We start from the raw sequence: 16,227 nt of genomic DNA, 5'->3' as shown, positions 1-16,227 counted from the left end.
TAATTTATGAAACAAATTGTTAAAAATTTTAATAACTTAATTAAAAAGACAATATTCAAAGTTGAGAATAAAACAAATGATAAGTTTCATGTCAGCAAATTTAGTAAATATTTAATATCTGCAATAGTTGTATTATTTATTTACATTTTTTATTTATCAATACCCCTTTTATATGACAAAAATTGGATACAAAATAAAATTGTAACTGAATTAGGTAATGAATTTAATATAAATCTAGACAATTCATTTGATTTTTCTTATCGTATTTTACCAAAACCTCATTATTTAATTAGAGACAGCAAAACTTCTTTAGCAGAGATTAAAACATTAAATGTTTTTATTAGTCAAAATAATTTTTTCAATAAGGATAGTATTAGAATAAACGAAGTAGTTATTGAAGAAGCAAATTTTTCTTTATTAAGTAATGATTTAAAACCACTTTATAAAGACAGTGAAAATAAATTTTCTAAAAAAAAAATTAAAATTAATGATAGTAATATTTTTTTTAAGAACAATTTAAATGAAGTAATTTCAATTATAAAAATCTCCAATGCATTTTTATTGTTTGATGAAAAAAATTTATTTAACCTTTTTGATCTAAAAGGAGAAATTTTTAACATACCTTTCAAACTAAAATATCAAAATATACTTAATTTACAAAAAAAAATTGAGATAAATGCTCCCGATCTTCAACTAAAAGTTATAAATGATTTCTTTAAAAAAGATGAAAACTTAAGTAGTGGAATAAGTAATATTTCTATTTTAAGTTCATCCATTAATACAAAATTTAATATTAAGGATCAAATAGCAATATTTCAATCAGATGGTTCTAAAATTTATAATTCTAAAATAGATTACAATGGACAACTTGCAATAAATCCATTTGATCTAAATCTAAAAATTAATTTATACGATTATAAAATTTCCAATTTATTTGTACCAAATTCCATCATTGATGAATTTATTAAATCAGGTTTATTATTTAATGAAAATATTAGTATACAAACTTTAGTAAATATTAAGTCTAATAAAAAAGATGAAATTTTTAATGAAGCTAAACTAAAGGTAAAAGTTTTAAATGGAAAAATTAGTTTTGATAAATCAGTATTTATAAACAATAATATTGGTTTAATGGAAATCTCTAATAGCAATTTATTTTTAGACAATGATAAATTAATTTTAACAGCTAATTTATCAATAGATATTAAAGATTCTGATAGATTGTATTCTTTTTTAATCACCAATAAAAGATTAAGAAAAAATATTAAAAACATTAAGCTAAATATAACTTATGATTACTTGAGTAATAAAACTGTATTTAAAAATATTATGATAGATGGAAATAAAGTAAGTGATCAATTTTACAATATAGTTGAAGGTTTTAGCGATAATAATTCTAATAATTTAACTAAAAGTAGAAGATTATTAAACGAACTAATAGGACTTTATGAGGGGTAGATCATTTTTTTTGGGTCTACAATTTTCTCATAATCTTTCTCATCAACAAGTCCTGTTTTAAGAGTTTCATACTTTAGTGTTGTCCCATTTTTTAAAGCAGTCTTTGCAATTTTTGCTGCATTATCATATCCAATGTGTGGGGCTAGCGCTGTTACTAGCATTAAAGAATTATCCAGATGCTCTTTAATTCTTTTCTTGTTAGCTTTTATTCCTTTAACACAATAAATCGCAAAATTTTTAGTACTATCAGCAATAAGATCTATCGATTGAAGTACATTATGAGCAATCATTGGTTTAAATACATTCAATTCAAAATGTCCGTGCGATCCAGCAATTGTAATTCCAGTATGATTGCCTATTACTTTGGCACAAACCATTGTTACTGCCTCACATTGAGTGGGGTTAACTTTTCCTGGCATAATAGATGAACCAGGTTCATTTTCTGGCAATATTAATTCACCATATCCAGCACGAGGCCCTGAACCTAAAAATCTCACATCATTTGATATTTTCATTAATGCAACAGCACAAGTATTTAGTGTACCTGAAAAATTTACAATAGAGTCGTGAGCTGCAAGTTCTGCAAATTTATTTGGAGCTGGTTTAAAGGGGATTTTTGTGTATTTAGCAATCTCTTTAACAATTTTTTTATCAAAACCTTTTTTAGAGTTAATACCTGTTCCAACAGCCGTCCCACCTTGCGCTAAAAAATATATTTCTTTAAGTGAAAGCTCTACTCTTTCAATACATTTTTTTAGCTGTACCTGGTAGCCTGAAAATTCTTGCCCAAGTGATAATGGTGTTGCATCTTGTAAATGGGTTCTACCAATTTTAATAATATTTTTAAATTCTTTAGATTTTTTTGCTAACTCTTTTTCTAAAATTTTTAAACTAGGTAATAGTTTTGATATAGTCTCCTGAGCAACAGATATATGCATAGCCGTTGGAAAAACATCATTTGTTGATTGAGATTTATTTACATGATCGTTTGGATGAACTGGTTTTTTTGAACCTTTTTTTCCACCCAATATTTCAATTGCTCTGTTTGCAATTACCTCATTAACATTCATATTAGTTTGTGTGCCAGATCCTGTTTGCCAAACCTTTAGAGGAAAATTTTCATCTAGTTTTCCTTTTATAACTTCATCTGAAGCTTTAATTATTGAATTGGTAATTTTTTTATTTATTTGCTTTTCTTTATAATGCACTAAAGCAGCAGATCTTTTAATGATCGCAATAGATTTTATTATAGAAATATTAACTAAAATTTTTCCAATATTAAAAAACTTATTAGACCTTTGAGTTGATGCACCCCAATATTTATCACCAGGTACGTTGATGCTTCCAATACTGTCAAACTCTTTTCTTAATTTCATTGATTAATATATAATTAATAATTTAATATACTTATATATTAATTATTAAAAACTTACAGGAGCTAAATGTCAAATTTTAACAAAGTAAAAACTTTTATGGAAACCTTTGGTCAAGAAGTCAAAACTAAGCCATCTTTTAGCACTGATAAGATCAATAGTCTTAGATATGATTTAATAAAAGAGGAATTAGAAGAGCTTAAAGAAGCAATGGAAAATAAAGATCTTTTAGAAGTTGCAGATGCTTTAACAGACATATTGTATGTAACGTATGGAGCTGGACATGCGTTTGGTATTGATCTTGATAAGTGCTTTGAGGAAGTGCAAAACTCAAATATGAGTAAGTTAGGTGAAGATGGTAAACCAATTTATAACGAATCTGGAAAAGTTATGAAGGGCCCTAAATATTTTAAACCTGATCTAACTAAATTTGTAAATTAGTAGGGGCGTTCTGTTACCCGGTGCCCCAGACCGTGCTTCTATAATCCTTATTTTGCTACAAAGTTGAAATATTAAAAGCTAGAAAATTACCTAAAATCCCGACACTAGCCCGACAAAGATATTGGTGCTAGGATCTTGGTTCATGAAAAAGCTTTTTGGGATCGTGGTTCTGGGTTTGTTGTTGTGTGGGAATGCTAATGCAGGCGTTAATGAACCTGGAGTAACGTCTATTGCAGGGTGTGATAAAGGACTTAAATTTCAACACGAAAAACTTATAAAAAAACATTTAAAAGAATTAATAAAAAAAAATAAAACTGGTGTTCTCTATGCTAGTTGTAATTATGACCAATATTCCTGGGCAGCTAATAAAGGTAAGGATTTAGAAAAACTTCATAAAAAAACATATAAACAATGTATGAAATATGCAGAGAAACATACGGGCAAAGAATGTTATTTGTATGCAGTTAATGAAGAAATTGTTTGGAAATACGACAAGGCTAAAGCATCTATCATAGCAAAAACTAAAATAGCAGAAGCAAAAGTGCTAGAAGAAAAGAATCTAAAGATAGATAAAAAACCAGGAAGATTTTTTGAAGATCAGCCCGATGTAACAGATAATTATCAAATTCATTTTATTTATATGCTTACAGCAAATGATAAAGATCGTGAATTAGACATTAATGGAAAAATTGAAGAATATGCAGATAAAATGAATAAACTTCATGAAAGTTTTAGTAAAAAAACAAAAGGCTCCTCTGGTCCTAAAAAATATAAATATGATTATAGAGAAGATGGTAAACTTGATGTTTCTTTCATTCGATTAGACAGAAAACGTAAAGAGCTTCACAAACATATCAATCAAAATTATAGTGGCTGGTTGTGGGCTAATGGATTTAACAATCCAAAAAAGATTTATTTTACCTTTGCTGATGTAACAAGTGTAGATGGTGGTGAAGGTGGAGTGGGAATGGCATCAATGTTCTTAAAAAACAAATATAATAAAAAAGTAGATAATATGATTAGAACTTCCGTTCATGAAATGCATCATGCAATGGGTGGAGGGTTTGCTTGTGTTCCTGGTATGAGTAAAAATGCTCATTTTACCAGTGGTCAAGACACTCCTGCTAAACAAATGTTTTTTGGTAAAGCTTATGTTCATGATGTAGAAGGATGTCCCAAAGGAGAAGATTCAGTTTACTTAACTCCAACATCAAAAGATCCTTATGATCCATTTAAACTTATATGTCAAAATGAATGGGAAAAATATAATCATAAAAAGTTAGTCAAGCTAAGAGAAAAACAAAAAAAAGATTTAAAAAATGGTAAGTGGAATTATAGATCTGGTGGTTCAGGCTGTAAATTTTCTTACTGGGATCAACAATCAGGAAAAATGAAAATTTTTAACGATCAAATAGCAAAATCTTTTTATCAAGGAAATTAAATAATGAAAAAAATTTTAGGGATCGTGGTTCTGGGTTTGTTGTTGAGTGGGAATGCTTATTCTAAAACAATAGTGGTTAAAGCTAATCCAGAAAAAGGTTTTAATTTTCCTTATTTGTTAAAAACTTCAAAAAAAACTTCAGATGCAAAATATTTAATTGTTGAGTCAAATAACACTGGTAACGGTAAATCAATAAAAGATATGACCAGTAAAGCTAAAAAGTCTCTGGGTTGGGTTTTGGGTTCTGATATTGCAAAAAAATTAAATTTCCCTTTATTAATGCCTGTTTTTCCATTCGCTACTAAAGAAATTGAAAAAGATTTACCCAATTTAAAATGGCATTATTATTTTCCTCAATTAGATAGCGACACTATAAAAATAAATAATGATAAATACAAAAGAATTGATTTGCAGTTAATTGCCATGATTGACGATGCAAGAGAAAGATTGTTGAAAGAAAATAACCAAAGTATAAATGAAAAGGTTATTTTTACTGGTTTTTCATCATCCTCTCTATTTGCAGCAAGATTTACTTTTTTAAATCCAGACAGAGTATCAGTTGCAGTTGGTGGAGGAATAGGAGGTTTGCTACCTGTTCCAGCTGATAAAATTAATGGAATTGAAACTATATACCCTATTGGAACGTATGATTTTGTAAAAATTACTGGAAAAAAATTTAATCTAGAAGAATACAAAAATACACCTCAATTTTACTGGCAAGGAACAAAAGATAAATCAAATCCATTTATGAAAGGTGCTGAAGATTTAACAGATAAAGAGTTTGGAATAGTAAAAAAACTTTTTGTAGATGGGCTACTTTTTGAATCAAGTCCTGTTTCTTTAGAAGTTAATACCGTGATGTGGAAAAATTCTCAAAAATACATAAATCAAATTGTAGATAATGTTAAATTTGAAAGCCCAAAAAACTTAGGACATCAAGTAGATAATAAAATGCTTCTTAAAAGTGTTAAATTCATAAAAGAAAACTTATGAAAAAACTTTTAGGGATCGTGGTTCTGGGTTTGTTGTTGAGTGGGAATGCTTATGCTGAAACAATGAACGAGTGGATTAAAAAAGGATATAAGGTTAAAAATGAAGATATTGTAACTACTAAAAACTCAAGAGTTGCAACAAAAGTTTATACATTAATGCATAGAAGAGGTTACATTGTAATTTGTACTGTGAGAATATCTAGTTCTAGCAGTATTCTTTGGACAGAGTGTGTAAGGCAATGAAAAAACTTCTATTAATATGGGGATGACCTTTTTTATTTATTTCAACTTTGAATTTGCCACGCTTAACTCTTATGTATGCCATAACGACTATTCCACTTTCTAAATAACGTCCTATGAACGTCTTTTTGATTATTTTTTTCTGGAAGCGTTGATATGATTAAAGAATCATTTAGCAAGTAGGGGCGTTCTGTTACCCGGTGCCCCAGACCGTGCTTCTATAATTAACCTAAGTTAATTATGCAGCAAGTGCGTAACTTTCGTCAGCATTTAAAGTTTAGCCCGTTACGGTGGAACAATCCCGAACGAAAGAATAGCCTTTAGTCACCCGTCGATCCTATTTCACCCCCGTAAGTTGTAAATGGTGGAGGTGGTGGGTACTGCCCCCACGTCCGTAATGGTTATTACGAAATTCGTTTATCGTCGTAGTTGGCAAGCCAACACTATTACTATAAAAGCATTTGAGAGAGATTCAATAAAAATCATGAAATTAACTAAAGAACAATCACAAGAGATCAAAGATCAACAAGGTCAGCAAAATCAAACGAAAAGGGTTACTGCCCCAGCGCTTGAAAATATTCTGTATGAGGCAATGCCAGCATTAGACCATGGTTTTGTAAGAGTTATTGATTACATGGGAGATGACACTTCAATTGTTCAGTCAGCTAGAGTTTCATATGGAAAAGGAACCAAACAAGTTTCAACAGATGCAGGTTTAATTAAATATTTAATGAGACATTGGCACAGCACTCCATTTGAAATGTGTGAAATCAAATATCATGTGAAGCTTCCAATTTTTATTGCTCGTCAATGGATAAGACATAGAACAGCAAATGTTAATGAGTACTCAGCTAGGTATTCAATTTTAGATAAAGAATTTTATTTGCCATCTGCAGAAAATTTAGCAGCTCAATCTTCAAGCAACAGACAAGGTAGAGGTGATGTTATTGAAGGTGAACAAGCAAAAGAAGTTTTAGAACTTTTAAAAAATGATGCTGAACAAACTTATGACAACTATGAGATGATGCTCAATCAAAGATTTGATGGATCAACGATTGATGAAAATAAAAAAGGGTTAGCAAGAGAACTTGCAAGAATGAATTTAACTTTAAACACTTATACCCAGTGGTATTGGAAAACTGATTTATTAAACTTAATGAATTTTTTAAGATTAAGAGCTGATAGTCATGCTCAGTATGAAATAAGAGTTTATGCTGACATCATGTTAAACACTGTTAAGAAATGGGTACCTATAACTTATGATGCGTTCATGGATTATAGAGTAGGGGGCACAGAAGTTTCAGCTAAAGGAAAAATTATCATTCAAAAACTTATTAAAGGTGAGGATGTTAATCAAGATAGTTCAGGCTTATCCAAAAGAGAATGGAATGAACTTATGGTTTCTTTTGATCTTAAAGATAAGTTGATTTAATTTTTCTAGCAAAGTCTAAATATATTTTAGAAATTTCGTGTTCAGGATTAGCTTCAACAATTGGCTTTCCTTCATCTCCACATTTTCCAACCTCAGGATTTATTGGAATTTCTCCTAAAAATTCTTTTTCAAATTCATCTGCAGTTCGCTTAACCCCACCTTCACCAAATATTTTATATTTTTTACCATCATCACCAGTGAAATAGCTCATGTTATCAACTAAACCCAAGATCTTAACTCCAAGCTTGTCAAACATTTTAATCCCTCTTTTAACATCAAGAAGAGCTACTTCTTGAGGAGTTGAGACAATAATTGCTCCATCCATCTTAATTTCTTGAGAAAAAGTTAATTGGGTATCTCCAGTTCCTGGAGGCATATCAACAATGATAAAATCTAAATCTTTCCAACCAACTTTTTGTGTAAATGTTTTAATTGCACTAGTAACCATAGGTCCACGCCAAATCATTGGAGTTTGCTGGTCTGCAAGAAAACCAATGGACATACATTGAATGTCATATTTTGTAATTGGAGTTAAGGTTTGACCATCACTTTTTGGTTTTTCATTAATATCAAACATCTTTGGAATTGAAGGACCATAAATATCAGCGTCAAGTAAACCAACTTTGCAGCCAATTTGTTTTAATGCTAAAGCAAGGTTGGTTGCAAAAGTTGATTTTCCAACTCCTCCTTTTGCACTTGAAACAGCTATTGTAAATTTTGTTCCTAAAATTGGGTTCTTTGTGAACTTTCTAGGTTCCAGTTTTTTTTTCATTGCGTCACTTAGTTCTGGCTTTTTATCTGTCATAATCTCATCATTACTTGTTTTTTATTATAAAGACATTATATACTTTGTCATATGTCAGATGATTTTCAAGGTAGAGGCGGAAGCCCATGGGGAACACCTCCAGGAGGAGGAAATGGTTCGGGAAAAGGACCTACACCACCTGATGTAGATGCAATTATTAGAGATATTCAAAGTAAAATAAATAAATTTTTACCTGGTGGAAGCTCATCAGGAGGAAAACCAATTATATTAGTTCTAATTATTTTAGCCTTCGTATGGTTAGCAAGTGGCCTATATAGAGTACTTCCAGATGAACAAGGTGTTGTTCTTAGATTTGGTAAGTTTATTAAAACTACACAACCAGGATTAAATTATCATATTCCTTTTCCAGTAGAGGCTGTTGAAACACCAAAAGTTACAAAAGTTAATAGAATGGATATTGGTTTTAGATCTGAAAGAGAAAGTGGCTTTTCACAAGGTGGAGGAGTGGCAGACATCCCTCAAGAAAGTTTAATGTTAACAGGAGATGAAAATATTGTTAATATCGATTTTTCAGTATTCTGGATAATTAAAGATGCAGGAAAATTCTTATTTGAGGTCCAAGACCCAGAAAGCACTGTGAAAGCTGCTGCAGAAACTGCAATGAGAGAAGTTGTTGCTAAAAGTAATATTCAATCAATTTTAACTGAAGGAAGAGCTAAAATTGAAATTGAAACACAAGAAATTATTCAAAAGATATTAGATGAATACAATAGTGGTATTCAAGTAACTCAAGTACAAACGCAAAAAGCAGACCCACCTAATCAAGTAATTGATTCTTTTAGAGACGTACAAGCTGCAAGAGCGGATATGGAAAGATCCAAAAATGAAGCTGAAGCTTATGCAAACGATGTGATCCCAAGAGCTAGAGGAGAAGCTGCAAAAATTATGCAAGCAGCTGAAGCTTATAAACAACAAGTGGTTGCTCAAGCAGAAGGTGAAGCTAGCAGATTCGTATCTATCTATGAAGAGTATGCAAAAGCAAAAGAAGTTACTCAAGAAAGAATGTACCTAGAGACTATGGAAAAAGTTTTAGCTGATATTGATAAAGTAATTATAGAAAAAAATGCAGGTTCAGGTGTGGTGCCGTATTTACCATTACCAGAGCTAGGTAAAAAAAAGGCAAGTAACTAATGAAAGTACAAAAAATTTTATTACCAATAATTATTGCAGTAGGAGCATTAGCGTTTCTATCTATGTTTATAGTTAAAGAGACAAACCAAGCGATTGTTCTCCAATTTGGTGATCCTAAAAGAATTATTACAAAACCAGGTTTAAATTTTAAAATTCCTTTTATTCAAAACGTAGTTTTTCTAGATACAAGAATTTTAAATTTAGATACACCACCAGAAGAAGTTATTGCATCAGATCAAAAGCGTTTAATTGTTGATGCATTTGCAAGATTTAGAATTGTAGACCCTTTAAAATTTTATATTTCAGTTGGCAATGAAAGAGTTGCAAGATCAAGACTAGCAACGATTATTAACTCAAGACTGAGAAATGTACTCGGACAGCAAGAATTACAAACTTTACTTTCAAAAGATAGAACTAAACAAATGGCTTTAATACAAGAAGGTGTAAATACTGAAGCTGAAAGTTTTGGAATTAAAATAGTAGATGTTAGAATTAAAAGAGCGGACCTTCCACAAGCAAACAGTGATGCAATTTATAGAAGAATGCAGACTGAAAGGGAAAGAGAAGCAAAAGAATTTAGAGCAAAAGGTGCTGAGATGGCAGTTACAATTACTTCAACTGCAGATAAAGATGTTTCTGTAATTTTAGCAAATGCTAATAAAGAATCTGAGATCATGAAGGGTCAAGGTGATGGTGAAAGAAATAAAATTTTTGCGGAAGCCTTTGGAAGAGATGCAGAATTTTTTGCTTTCTACAGAGCGATGCAAGCTTATGAAACTGCTTTAATTGGTGGACAGACATCTTTAATTTTATCGCCTGATAGTGAATTCTTTAAATTTTTCGGTAACATAAAACCTAAAAATTAATCTAAAATAATGAAAGAGCTGATTATAGCTTTTGGACTTTTTCTTTTTATAGAAGGAATTTTATATGCCTTATTTCCATCAAAAATGAAAAGTATGTTAAAAAAAATGGAGATGATAAAAGACTCACAATTAAGAAGTGGTGGGTTAATTTTTGCAGTTATAGGTTTTATAATTATTTGGTATATAAAAAGTTAAAATGAACAGAATTAAAGAATTATTTATTATATTTTTTGCAATAAGTTTTGCATCACAAGTATTAGCAAAAGACGCACCAGCATCATTTGCAGATCTGGCAGAAAAATTGATGCCCTCTGTTGTAAACATTTCTACAACGACAACAGTTACTACAAATTCTAATCCATTTCCTGGTTTTCAGTTTCCCCCAGGTTCACCTTTTGAAGATATGTTCAAAGAATTTGGAACACCTCAAACAAGGAAGTCTGCAGCATTAGGTTCAGGATTTATAATAGAAGAGAGTGGAATTGTAATCACTAACAATCATGTTATTCTAAATGCAGAAGATATTTTAGTTCGAGTTGATGGTGATAAAGAATATAAAGCAACGGTTGTTGGTGCTGATCCCTTATCTGATATTGCAGTCCTTCAAATAGATTCAAAAGAAAAATTTACACCAGTTAAATTTGGAAACTCTGATCAAGCGAGAATTGGTGATTGGGTTATCGCAATTGGTAATCCCTTTGGTTTAGGAGGAACGGTTACTGCAGGAATAATATCAGCAAGAAATAGATCAATCGGTCTGTCTCGTTATGAAGATTACATTCAAACTGATGCATCAATAAACTCAGGAAACTCAGGCGGACCCTTATTTGATATGAATGGTGATGTAATTGGAATTAACACAGCAATTTTGGGTAAAGGTGGCTCTATTGGGATAGGTTTTTCGATACCATCGAACGATGCAAAAAGAGTTGTAAATCAATTAATAGAATTTGGTGAAACTAAAAGAGGATGGCTGGGTGTTAGAATTCAGGTAGTTTCTGAAGAAATTGCTGAAGTTGAAAAATTAGATGAACCTAGAGGAGCATTAGTTGCTAGTGTTGCAGAAAATAGCCCATCTGACAAAGCAGGAATTAAAGCAGGAGACATTATATTAGAGTTTAATAATACTAAAATTAAAGAGATGAAAGAATTACCAATAATTGTTGCGCAAACAGAAGTTGGTAAAACTGTAGATGTTAAAATCTGGAGAAATAAAAGAGAGATTACTAAAAAAATTAAACTAGGAAGACTTGAAACTTCAGAGGATTTTAAAGTAGAAAAAAAAGAAACCAAAGAAGAAACACCTGAAATTTCTGAAATTAAATCTTTAAAAATAATTGTAAGACCATTGAATGATGAAGATATTGAGCAAAGAAAATTACCCAATCAAACAACAGGTTTAGTTATAACAAATATTGGAAAAAATAGCCCAATAGATTACTTAAATGTTGGAGATGTTATTGTTGAAGCTCAAAAGAAAAAAATAAAATCTACTAAAGATCTTGAAGATATTGTAGGCACTGTTTTAAAATCTAATCAAAAAACTATTTTGATTGTAATTTACAATAATCAAAACCAAAGAAGATATATTGGTGTTAAGCTAGATTAATAATGGACAAACAGTCCAAAATTATCTTAATTTCAGGACCGACTGCATCAGGTAAATCAAATTTTGCTGTTAAGATTGCAAAAAAAATTGAAGGAGAAATCATCAATGCTGACAGCATGCAGGTTTACAAAAAATTAAAAATATTAACTGCAAGACCCAACAAGCAAGAACAAAAAAATATTAAACATCATCTATATGGATTTGTTGATTTAAATGAAAAATTTTCAACTGGACAATGGTTAGAACTAACAATTAAAAAAATTAAAAATATTCAAAAAAAGAAAAAAATTCCAATTTTAGTTGGTGGAACAGGTCTATATTTTCAATCATTAATCGATGGATTAGTTAAAATTCCAGAGATACCTCTCAAGTTTAGAAACAAAGTTAGACTAATGTCTAAAAAAGAAGGACAAAAAAAATTTTATAAAAAACTTTTAAAACTTGATCCTAAAATCAAAGACAAATTTGATCCAAATGATACTCAAAGATCCATAAGAGCTTATGAGATTAAATCTTATACAAATATATCTATGTATGATTGGTTAGCTAAGACTAAATCTGAATTTAATGATAGTGATTTTTTAAAACTACATATTGATACAAAAAGAGAAAAGCTTATTGAAAAAATTAATTTAAGAACTTCTAGCATGCTAAATAATGGAGCCATTTCTGAAGTTAAAAAATTTCTTAAACTAAAAATTAAAAAAGATCAGAGTGTAAACAAGGTAATTGGGATTGCCGAATTGACACAGTATCTAAATGATAAAATTACCTTGGATGAAGCAGAAGAGTTAATATCAATTAAAACAAGACAATACGCTAAAAGACAAGCGACTTGGGCAAGAACTAGGATGACATCGTGGATTAAAATTGATCCAATCAAATTAGATGGTTATATAAAAAAATTAAAAAAATCTTCTCTTAAACTTGACCAATTAACATAAAGTCCGATAGATTGCCTGGATGCTAAAATTATATTCAGGAGCAGAGATAGTATTTAAGTGTCTTGAAGACCAAAAAGTTGAACATATTTTTGGATATCCAGGTGGAGCAGTTCTTCCTATCTATGATGAACTAAAAAATCATCCAACTATAAAACATATTTTAGTTAGGCATGAACAAGGAGCAGGTCATGCTGCAGAAGGTTATGCAAGATCAACTGGAAAACCAGGTGTTGTATTGGTTACTTCAGGACCAGGTGCAACAAATGTTGTAACTGCATTAACCGATGCATATATGGATTCAGTTCCTCTAGTTTGTATTTCAGGACAAGTACCTACACACTTAATTGGAACAGATGCTTTTCAAGAATGCGATACTACAGGAATTACAAGACCTTGCACCAAACATAACTGGTTAGTTAAAGATATAAATGATTTGCCAAGAATTATGCATGAAGCCTTTGAGGTTGCAACAACAGGAAGACCAGGGCCAGTATTAGTTGATATTCCAAAAGATATTCAATTTGCAAAAACAAAATACTCAAAACCAAATAAAGATAAAAAAGTTGTTACTAAAAATTTAAATAGATTTAATCAAAAAGACATAGATCAACTTATTGATTTAATGAGTAAGTCTAAAAAACCAATATTTTATACTGGTGGTGGAGTAATTAACTCAGGACCCAAAGCAAGTGAATTGTTAAGAGAACTAGTTTCTTTAACAGGATTTCCTATAACCTCAACTTTACAAGGCCTAGGTGCTTATCCTGGAAATGATAATCAATTTTTAGGAATGCTTGGAATGCACGGAACATATGAAGCTAATAATGCAATGCATGACTGTGACTTATTAATTAATATTGGTGCAAGGTTTGATGATAGGATTACAGGAAAAATAGATGAGTTCTCCCCTAAATCAAAAAAGGTTCATATTGATATAGATCCATCTTCAATCAATAAGATAGTTAAAGTTGATTTATCAATAGTTGGTGATGTATCGGATGTAATCAGTTCAACGACTAAAACATTAAAAAAGAAAAAATTAAATCTAGAAAAATCTAATAAACAAAAAATTTCAAACTGGTGGCTACAAATTGAAAAATGGCGTACTAAACAATCTTTAAGTTTTGTGAACAGCAATACAATTATTAAACCTCAGTATGCAGTTCAACGATTGTACGAATTAACAAAAAATAGTGACACTTATATTACAACTGAAGTCGGACAGCATCAAATGTGGGCAGCACAACATTATAAATTTGATAAACCTAATAGATGGATGACATCTGGGGGTCTTGGAACAATGGGCTATGGATTACCAGCAGCTATTGGTGTTCAGGTAGCTCATCCAAAAAAACTAGTGGTAGATATAGCAGGTGAAGCCTCAATTCTTATGAATATGCAGGAGATATCAACGGCAGTTCAGTATAATTTGCCAATAAAGATATTTATTTTAAATAACCAATATATGGGAATGGTTAGACAGTGGCAGGAGCTACTACATGAAAAAAATTATTCTGAAAGTTATTCAAAAGCTTTACCAGATTTCGTTAAATTAGCAGAAGCTTATGGATGTGTTGGTATTAGAGCAAAAGATCCAAGTGAATTAGATGAAAAAATTGAAGAAATGATTAACACAGATAGACCTGTTATTTTTGACTGTCTTGTAGACCAAGGAGAGAATTGTTTTCCAATGATCCCATCGGGAAAACCTCACAACCAAATGCTTTTAGGTCCAAAGGATCAGGATGCAAATAAAATTACAGGAAAAGGAAAAGCGTTAGTTTAAATGGTAAAATCTAAATCCGCATATAGCACACCGAGTAAATCTGGAAAAATTGATACACACATTATTGTTGTATGGGTTGATAACGAAGCAAGTGTTTTATCAAGAGTGGTAGGGCTATTTTCAGGTAGAGGATATAATATTGAATCCTTAGCAGTTGCTGAAATTGACCATAAAAAAAATCTTTCTAGAATTACTATTGTAACAACAGGGACACCACAAGTTATAGAACAAATTGTATTGCAGCTCAAAAAATTAGTTCCAGTGCATAATGTTGCTAATTTTAAAAGAGAAGATAAAAAAGTGATATTTAAAGAAATGGCCCTATTAAAAATTGTTGCAAATTCTATCAAAATTAAGAAAGCTTTAAATGCTTGTAAAAAGTATAATCCAGTTATATTAGATCACACAAATAAATCTGCTGTAATTCAAATAACAGCTTTAAGAAGAGAAATAGATAGTATGATAAAGAATTTAAAACCACTTGGTCTTGTCAGTGCCTCAAGAACGGGAGCGGTAGCAATGACCAGAGGTGCAGAAATTTTAAATTAATTACCAATAGGAGAAAAAAAATGAAAATGTTTTATGAAAAAGATGCAGATGTAGATTTAATTAAAAGTAAAAAAATAGCAATTTTTGGTTATGGAAGCCAAGGTCATGCGCATGCACTAAATTTAAAAGATAGTGGAGCCAAAGAAGTTGTTGTAGCCCTTAGAGATGGATCAGCAAGTAAAGCAAAAGCTGAGTCAAAAGGATTAAGAGTTATGAATATGTCAGATGCTGCTGAATGGGCAGAAGTTGCAATGATCTTAACACCTGATGAATTACAAGCTTCAATTTATAAAAATCATATTGAGCAAAGAATTAAACAAGGAACAAGTTTAGCTTTCGCTCATGGATTAAATATTCATTACAAGCTGATTGATGCTAGAAAAGATTTAGATGTATTTATGGTTGCTCCCAAAGGACCGGGCCACCTGGTTAGAAGTGAGTTTGAAAGAGGTGGTGGAGTTCCATGTTTATTTGCAGTTCATCAAAATGGAACAGGTAAAGCAAGAGACCTTGCATTATCATATGCCTCGGCAATAGGTGGAGGGAAATCTGGTATTATTGAAACTACCTTTAAAGATGAGTGTGAAACAGATTTATTTGGTGAACAATCAGTTTTATGTGGTGGATTAGTTGAGCTTATTAAAAATGGCTTTGAAACCCTAACTGAAGCTGGCTATGAACCAGAAATGGCATACTTTGAATGTCTACATGAAGTAAAGTTGATAGTAGACTTAATTTACGAAGGAGGAATTGCTAATATGAATTACTCAATTTCCAATACAGCAGAGTATGGAGAGTATGTATCTGGTAAAAAGGTTGTTGATAGTGAGAGCAAGAAAAGAATGAAAGAAGTTCTAGCTGATATTCAATCTGGTAAGTTCACAAAAGACTGGATGAAAGAGTGTGAAGGCGGCCAAAAGAACTTTTTAAAAATGAGAAAAGATCTTGCGGATCATCCAATTGAAAAGGTTGGTGCAGAACTTAGAGCCATGATGCCTTGGATTGGTAAGAAAAAATTAATAGATAGTGATAAGAGTTAATTTTTACTAAAAACCTAAATCGATCATAAATTATAACCAAAATATAACATTTATTTTGCAATCTCTATTATAGATTGTATTATAGATTTTCTAAAATTA

Annotated in this window: 16 protein-coding genes and 1 other RNA gene; 14 read left to right on the top strand and 3 right to left on the bottom strand. The window is 30.8% G+C overall.

Features of this window, described 5'->3' with window-relative positions:
* Positions 1 to 6: 6 nt before the first annotated feature.
* Positions 7 to 1,458, top strand: coding sequence for a hypothetical protein (locus AC5SL3_RS05075; protein WP_494577744.1), 1,452 nt, complete (start codon positions 7 to 9; stop codon positions 1,456 to 1,458).
* On the opposite strand, the gene fumC is transcribed toward AC5SL3_RS05075, so the two are convergent.
* Entirely contained in the window at positions 1,446 to 2,834 is a 1,389-nt protein-coding gene (gene fumC / locus AC5SL3_RS05070; protein WP_494577743.1) for a class II fumarate hydratase, read from the bottom strand. The genes AC5SL3_RS05075 and fumC overlap by 13 nt on opposite strands.
* Positions 2,835 to 2,900: 66 nt before the next feature.
* On the opposite strand from fumC, the gene AC5SL3_RS05065 reads away from it, so the two are divergent.
* The 4 genes from AC5SL3_RS05065 to AC5SL3_RS05050 all read left to right on the top strand — a co-directional run bounded on the left by AC5SL3_RS05065 (position 2,901) and on the right by AC5SL3_RS05050 (position 5,948).
* Positions 2,901 to 3,272: a pyrophosphohydrolase domain-containing protein gene (locus tag AC5SL3_RS05065; protein ID WP_006997897.1), complete on the top strand. Its 372-nt coding sequence runs from the start codon at positions 2,901 to 2,903 to the stop codon at positions 3,270 to 3,272.
* A 142-nt stretch (positions 3,273 to 3,414) separates the two neighbouring features.
* Positions 3,415 to 4,713, top strand: coding sequence for a hypothetical protein (locus AC5SL3_RS05060; protein ID WP_494577741.1), 1,299 nt, complete (start codon positions 3,415 to 3,417; stop codon positions 4,711 to 4,713).
* A gap of 3 nt (positions 4,714 to 4,716) precedes the next feature.
* Positions 4,717 to 5,706, top strand: a complete 990-nt coding sequence (locus tag AC5SL3_RS05055; protein ID WP_494577740.1) for a hypothetical protein — start codon at positions 4,717 to 4,719, stop codon at positions 5,704 to 5,706.
* Entirely contained in the window at positions 5,703 to 5,948 is a 246-nt protein-coding gene (locus AC5SL3_RS05050) for a hypothetical protein (RefSeq protein WP_494577738.1), read from the top strand. The genes AC5SL3_RS05055 and AC5SL3_RS05050 overlap by 4 nt, the downstream gene beginning before the upstream one ends.
* A 175-nt stretch (positions 5,949 to 6,123) precedes the next feature.
* On the opposite strand, the gene ssrA is transcribed toward AC5SL3_RS05050, so the two are convergent.
* Positions 6,124 to 6,425: a transfer-messenger RNA gene (gene ssrA, locus AC5SL3_RS05045) on the bottom strand.
* A gap of 4 nt (positions 6,426 to 6,429) precedes the next feature.
* Between ssrA and thyX the strand changes: the two genes are divergently transcribed.
* Positions 6,430 to 7,377 (top strand): FAD-dependent thymidylate synthase, encoded by a 948-nt coding sequence (gene thyX, locus AC5SL3_RS05040; RefSeq protein WP_494577736.1) that lies wholly within the window; start codon positions 6,430 to 6,432, stop codon positions 7,375 to 7,377.
* Here the strand turns inward: thyX and AC5SL3_RS05035 are convergent.
* Positions 7,358 to 8,182 (bottom strand): Mrp/NBP35 family ATP-binding protein, encoded by an 825-nt coding sequence (locus tag AC5SL3_RS05035; RefSeq protein WP_494576509.1) that lies wholly within the window; start codon positions 8,180 to 8,182, stop codon positions 7,358 to 7,360. The two genes, thyX and AC5SL3_RS05035, sit on opposite strands and share 20 nt — an antisense overlap.
* 51 nt (positions 8,183 to 8,233) lie before the next feature.
* On the opposite strand from AC5SL3_RS05035, the gene hflK reads away from it, so the two are divergent.
* The 8 genes from hflK to ilvC are packed head-to-tail and all read left to right on the top strand — an operon-like array spanning position 8,234 to position 16,128.
* The gene (gene hflK, locus AC5SL3_RS05030) at positions 8,234 to 9,334 is read left to right on the top strand and encodes an FtsH protease activity modulator HflK (protein ID WP_011281404.1); all 1,101 of its coding nucleotides are present in this window, start codon (positions 8,234 to 8,236) and stop codon (positions 9,332 to 9,334) included.
* Positions 9,334 to 10,200 (top strand): protease modulator HflC, encoded by an 867-nt coding sequence (hflC, locus tag AC5SL3_RS05025; RefSeq protein WP_018414329.1) that lies wholly within the window; start codon positions 9,334 to 9,336, stop codon positions 10,198 to 10,200. Before hflK ends, hflC begins: the two co-directional genes overlap by 1 nt.
* 9 nt (positions 10,201 to 10,209) lie before the next feature.
* Positions 10,210 to 10,395, top strand: a complete 186-nt coding sequence (locus tag AC5SL3_RS05020; protein WP_006997904.1) for a DUF2065 domain-containing protein — start codon at positions 10,210 to 10,212, stop codon at positions 10,393 to 10,395.
* 1 nt (position 10,396) lies between these two features.
* Positions 10,397 to 11,809 (top strand): Do family serine endopeptidase, encoded by a 1,413-nt coding sequence (locus AC5SL3_RS05015; RefSeq protein ID WP_494577734.1) that lies wholly within the window; start codon positions 10,397 to 10,399, stop codon positions 11,807 to 11,809.
* Between the two features lie 2 nt (positions 11,810 to 11,811).
* Complete coding sequence (gene miaA / locus AC5SL3_RS05010) at positions 11,812 to 12,753, top strand: tRNA (adenosine(37)-N6)-dimethylallyltransferase MiaA (protein ID WP_494577732.1); 942 nt, start codon at positions 11,812 to 11,814, stop codon at positions 12,751 to 12,753.
* Positions 12,754 to 12,772: 19 nt separating this feature from the next.
* Positions 12,773 to 14,539: an acetolactate synthase 3 large subunit gene (locus AC5SL3_RS05005; RefSeq protein ID WP_494577731.1), complete on the top strand. Its 1,767-nt coding sequence runs from the start codon at positions 12,773 to 12,775 to the stop codon at positions 14,537 to 14,539.
* Positions 14,540 to 15,088, top strand: a complete 549-nt coding sequence (gene ilvN, locus AC5SL3_RS05000) for an acetolactate synthase small subunit (RefSeq protein WP_271626994.1) — start codon at positions 14,540 to 14,542, stop codon at positions 15,086 to 15,088.
* Positions 15,089 to 15,108: 20 nt separating this feature from the next.
* On the top strand, positions 15,109 to 16,128 hold the full coding sequence (gene ilvC, locus AC5SL3_RS04995) for a ketol-acid reductoisomerase (protein ID WP_494576498.1): 1,020 nt from the start codon (positions 15,109 to 15,111) through the stop codon (positions 16,126 to 16,128).
* Positions 16,129 to 16,227 lie beyond the last annotated feature (99 nt).

This window comes from Candidatus Pelagibacter sp. PS_34 (genome assembly GCF_059417845.1).
Note: the sequence above shows the minus strand (reverse complement) of the source record. Positions and strands in the feature narration are given on the sequence as shown.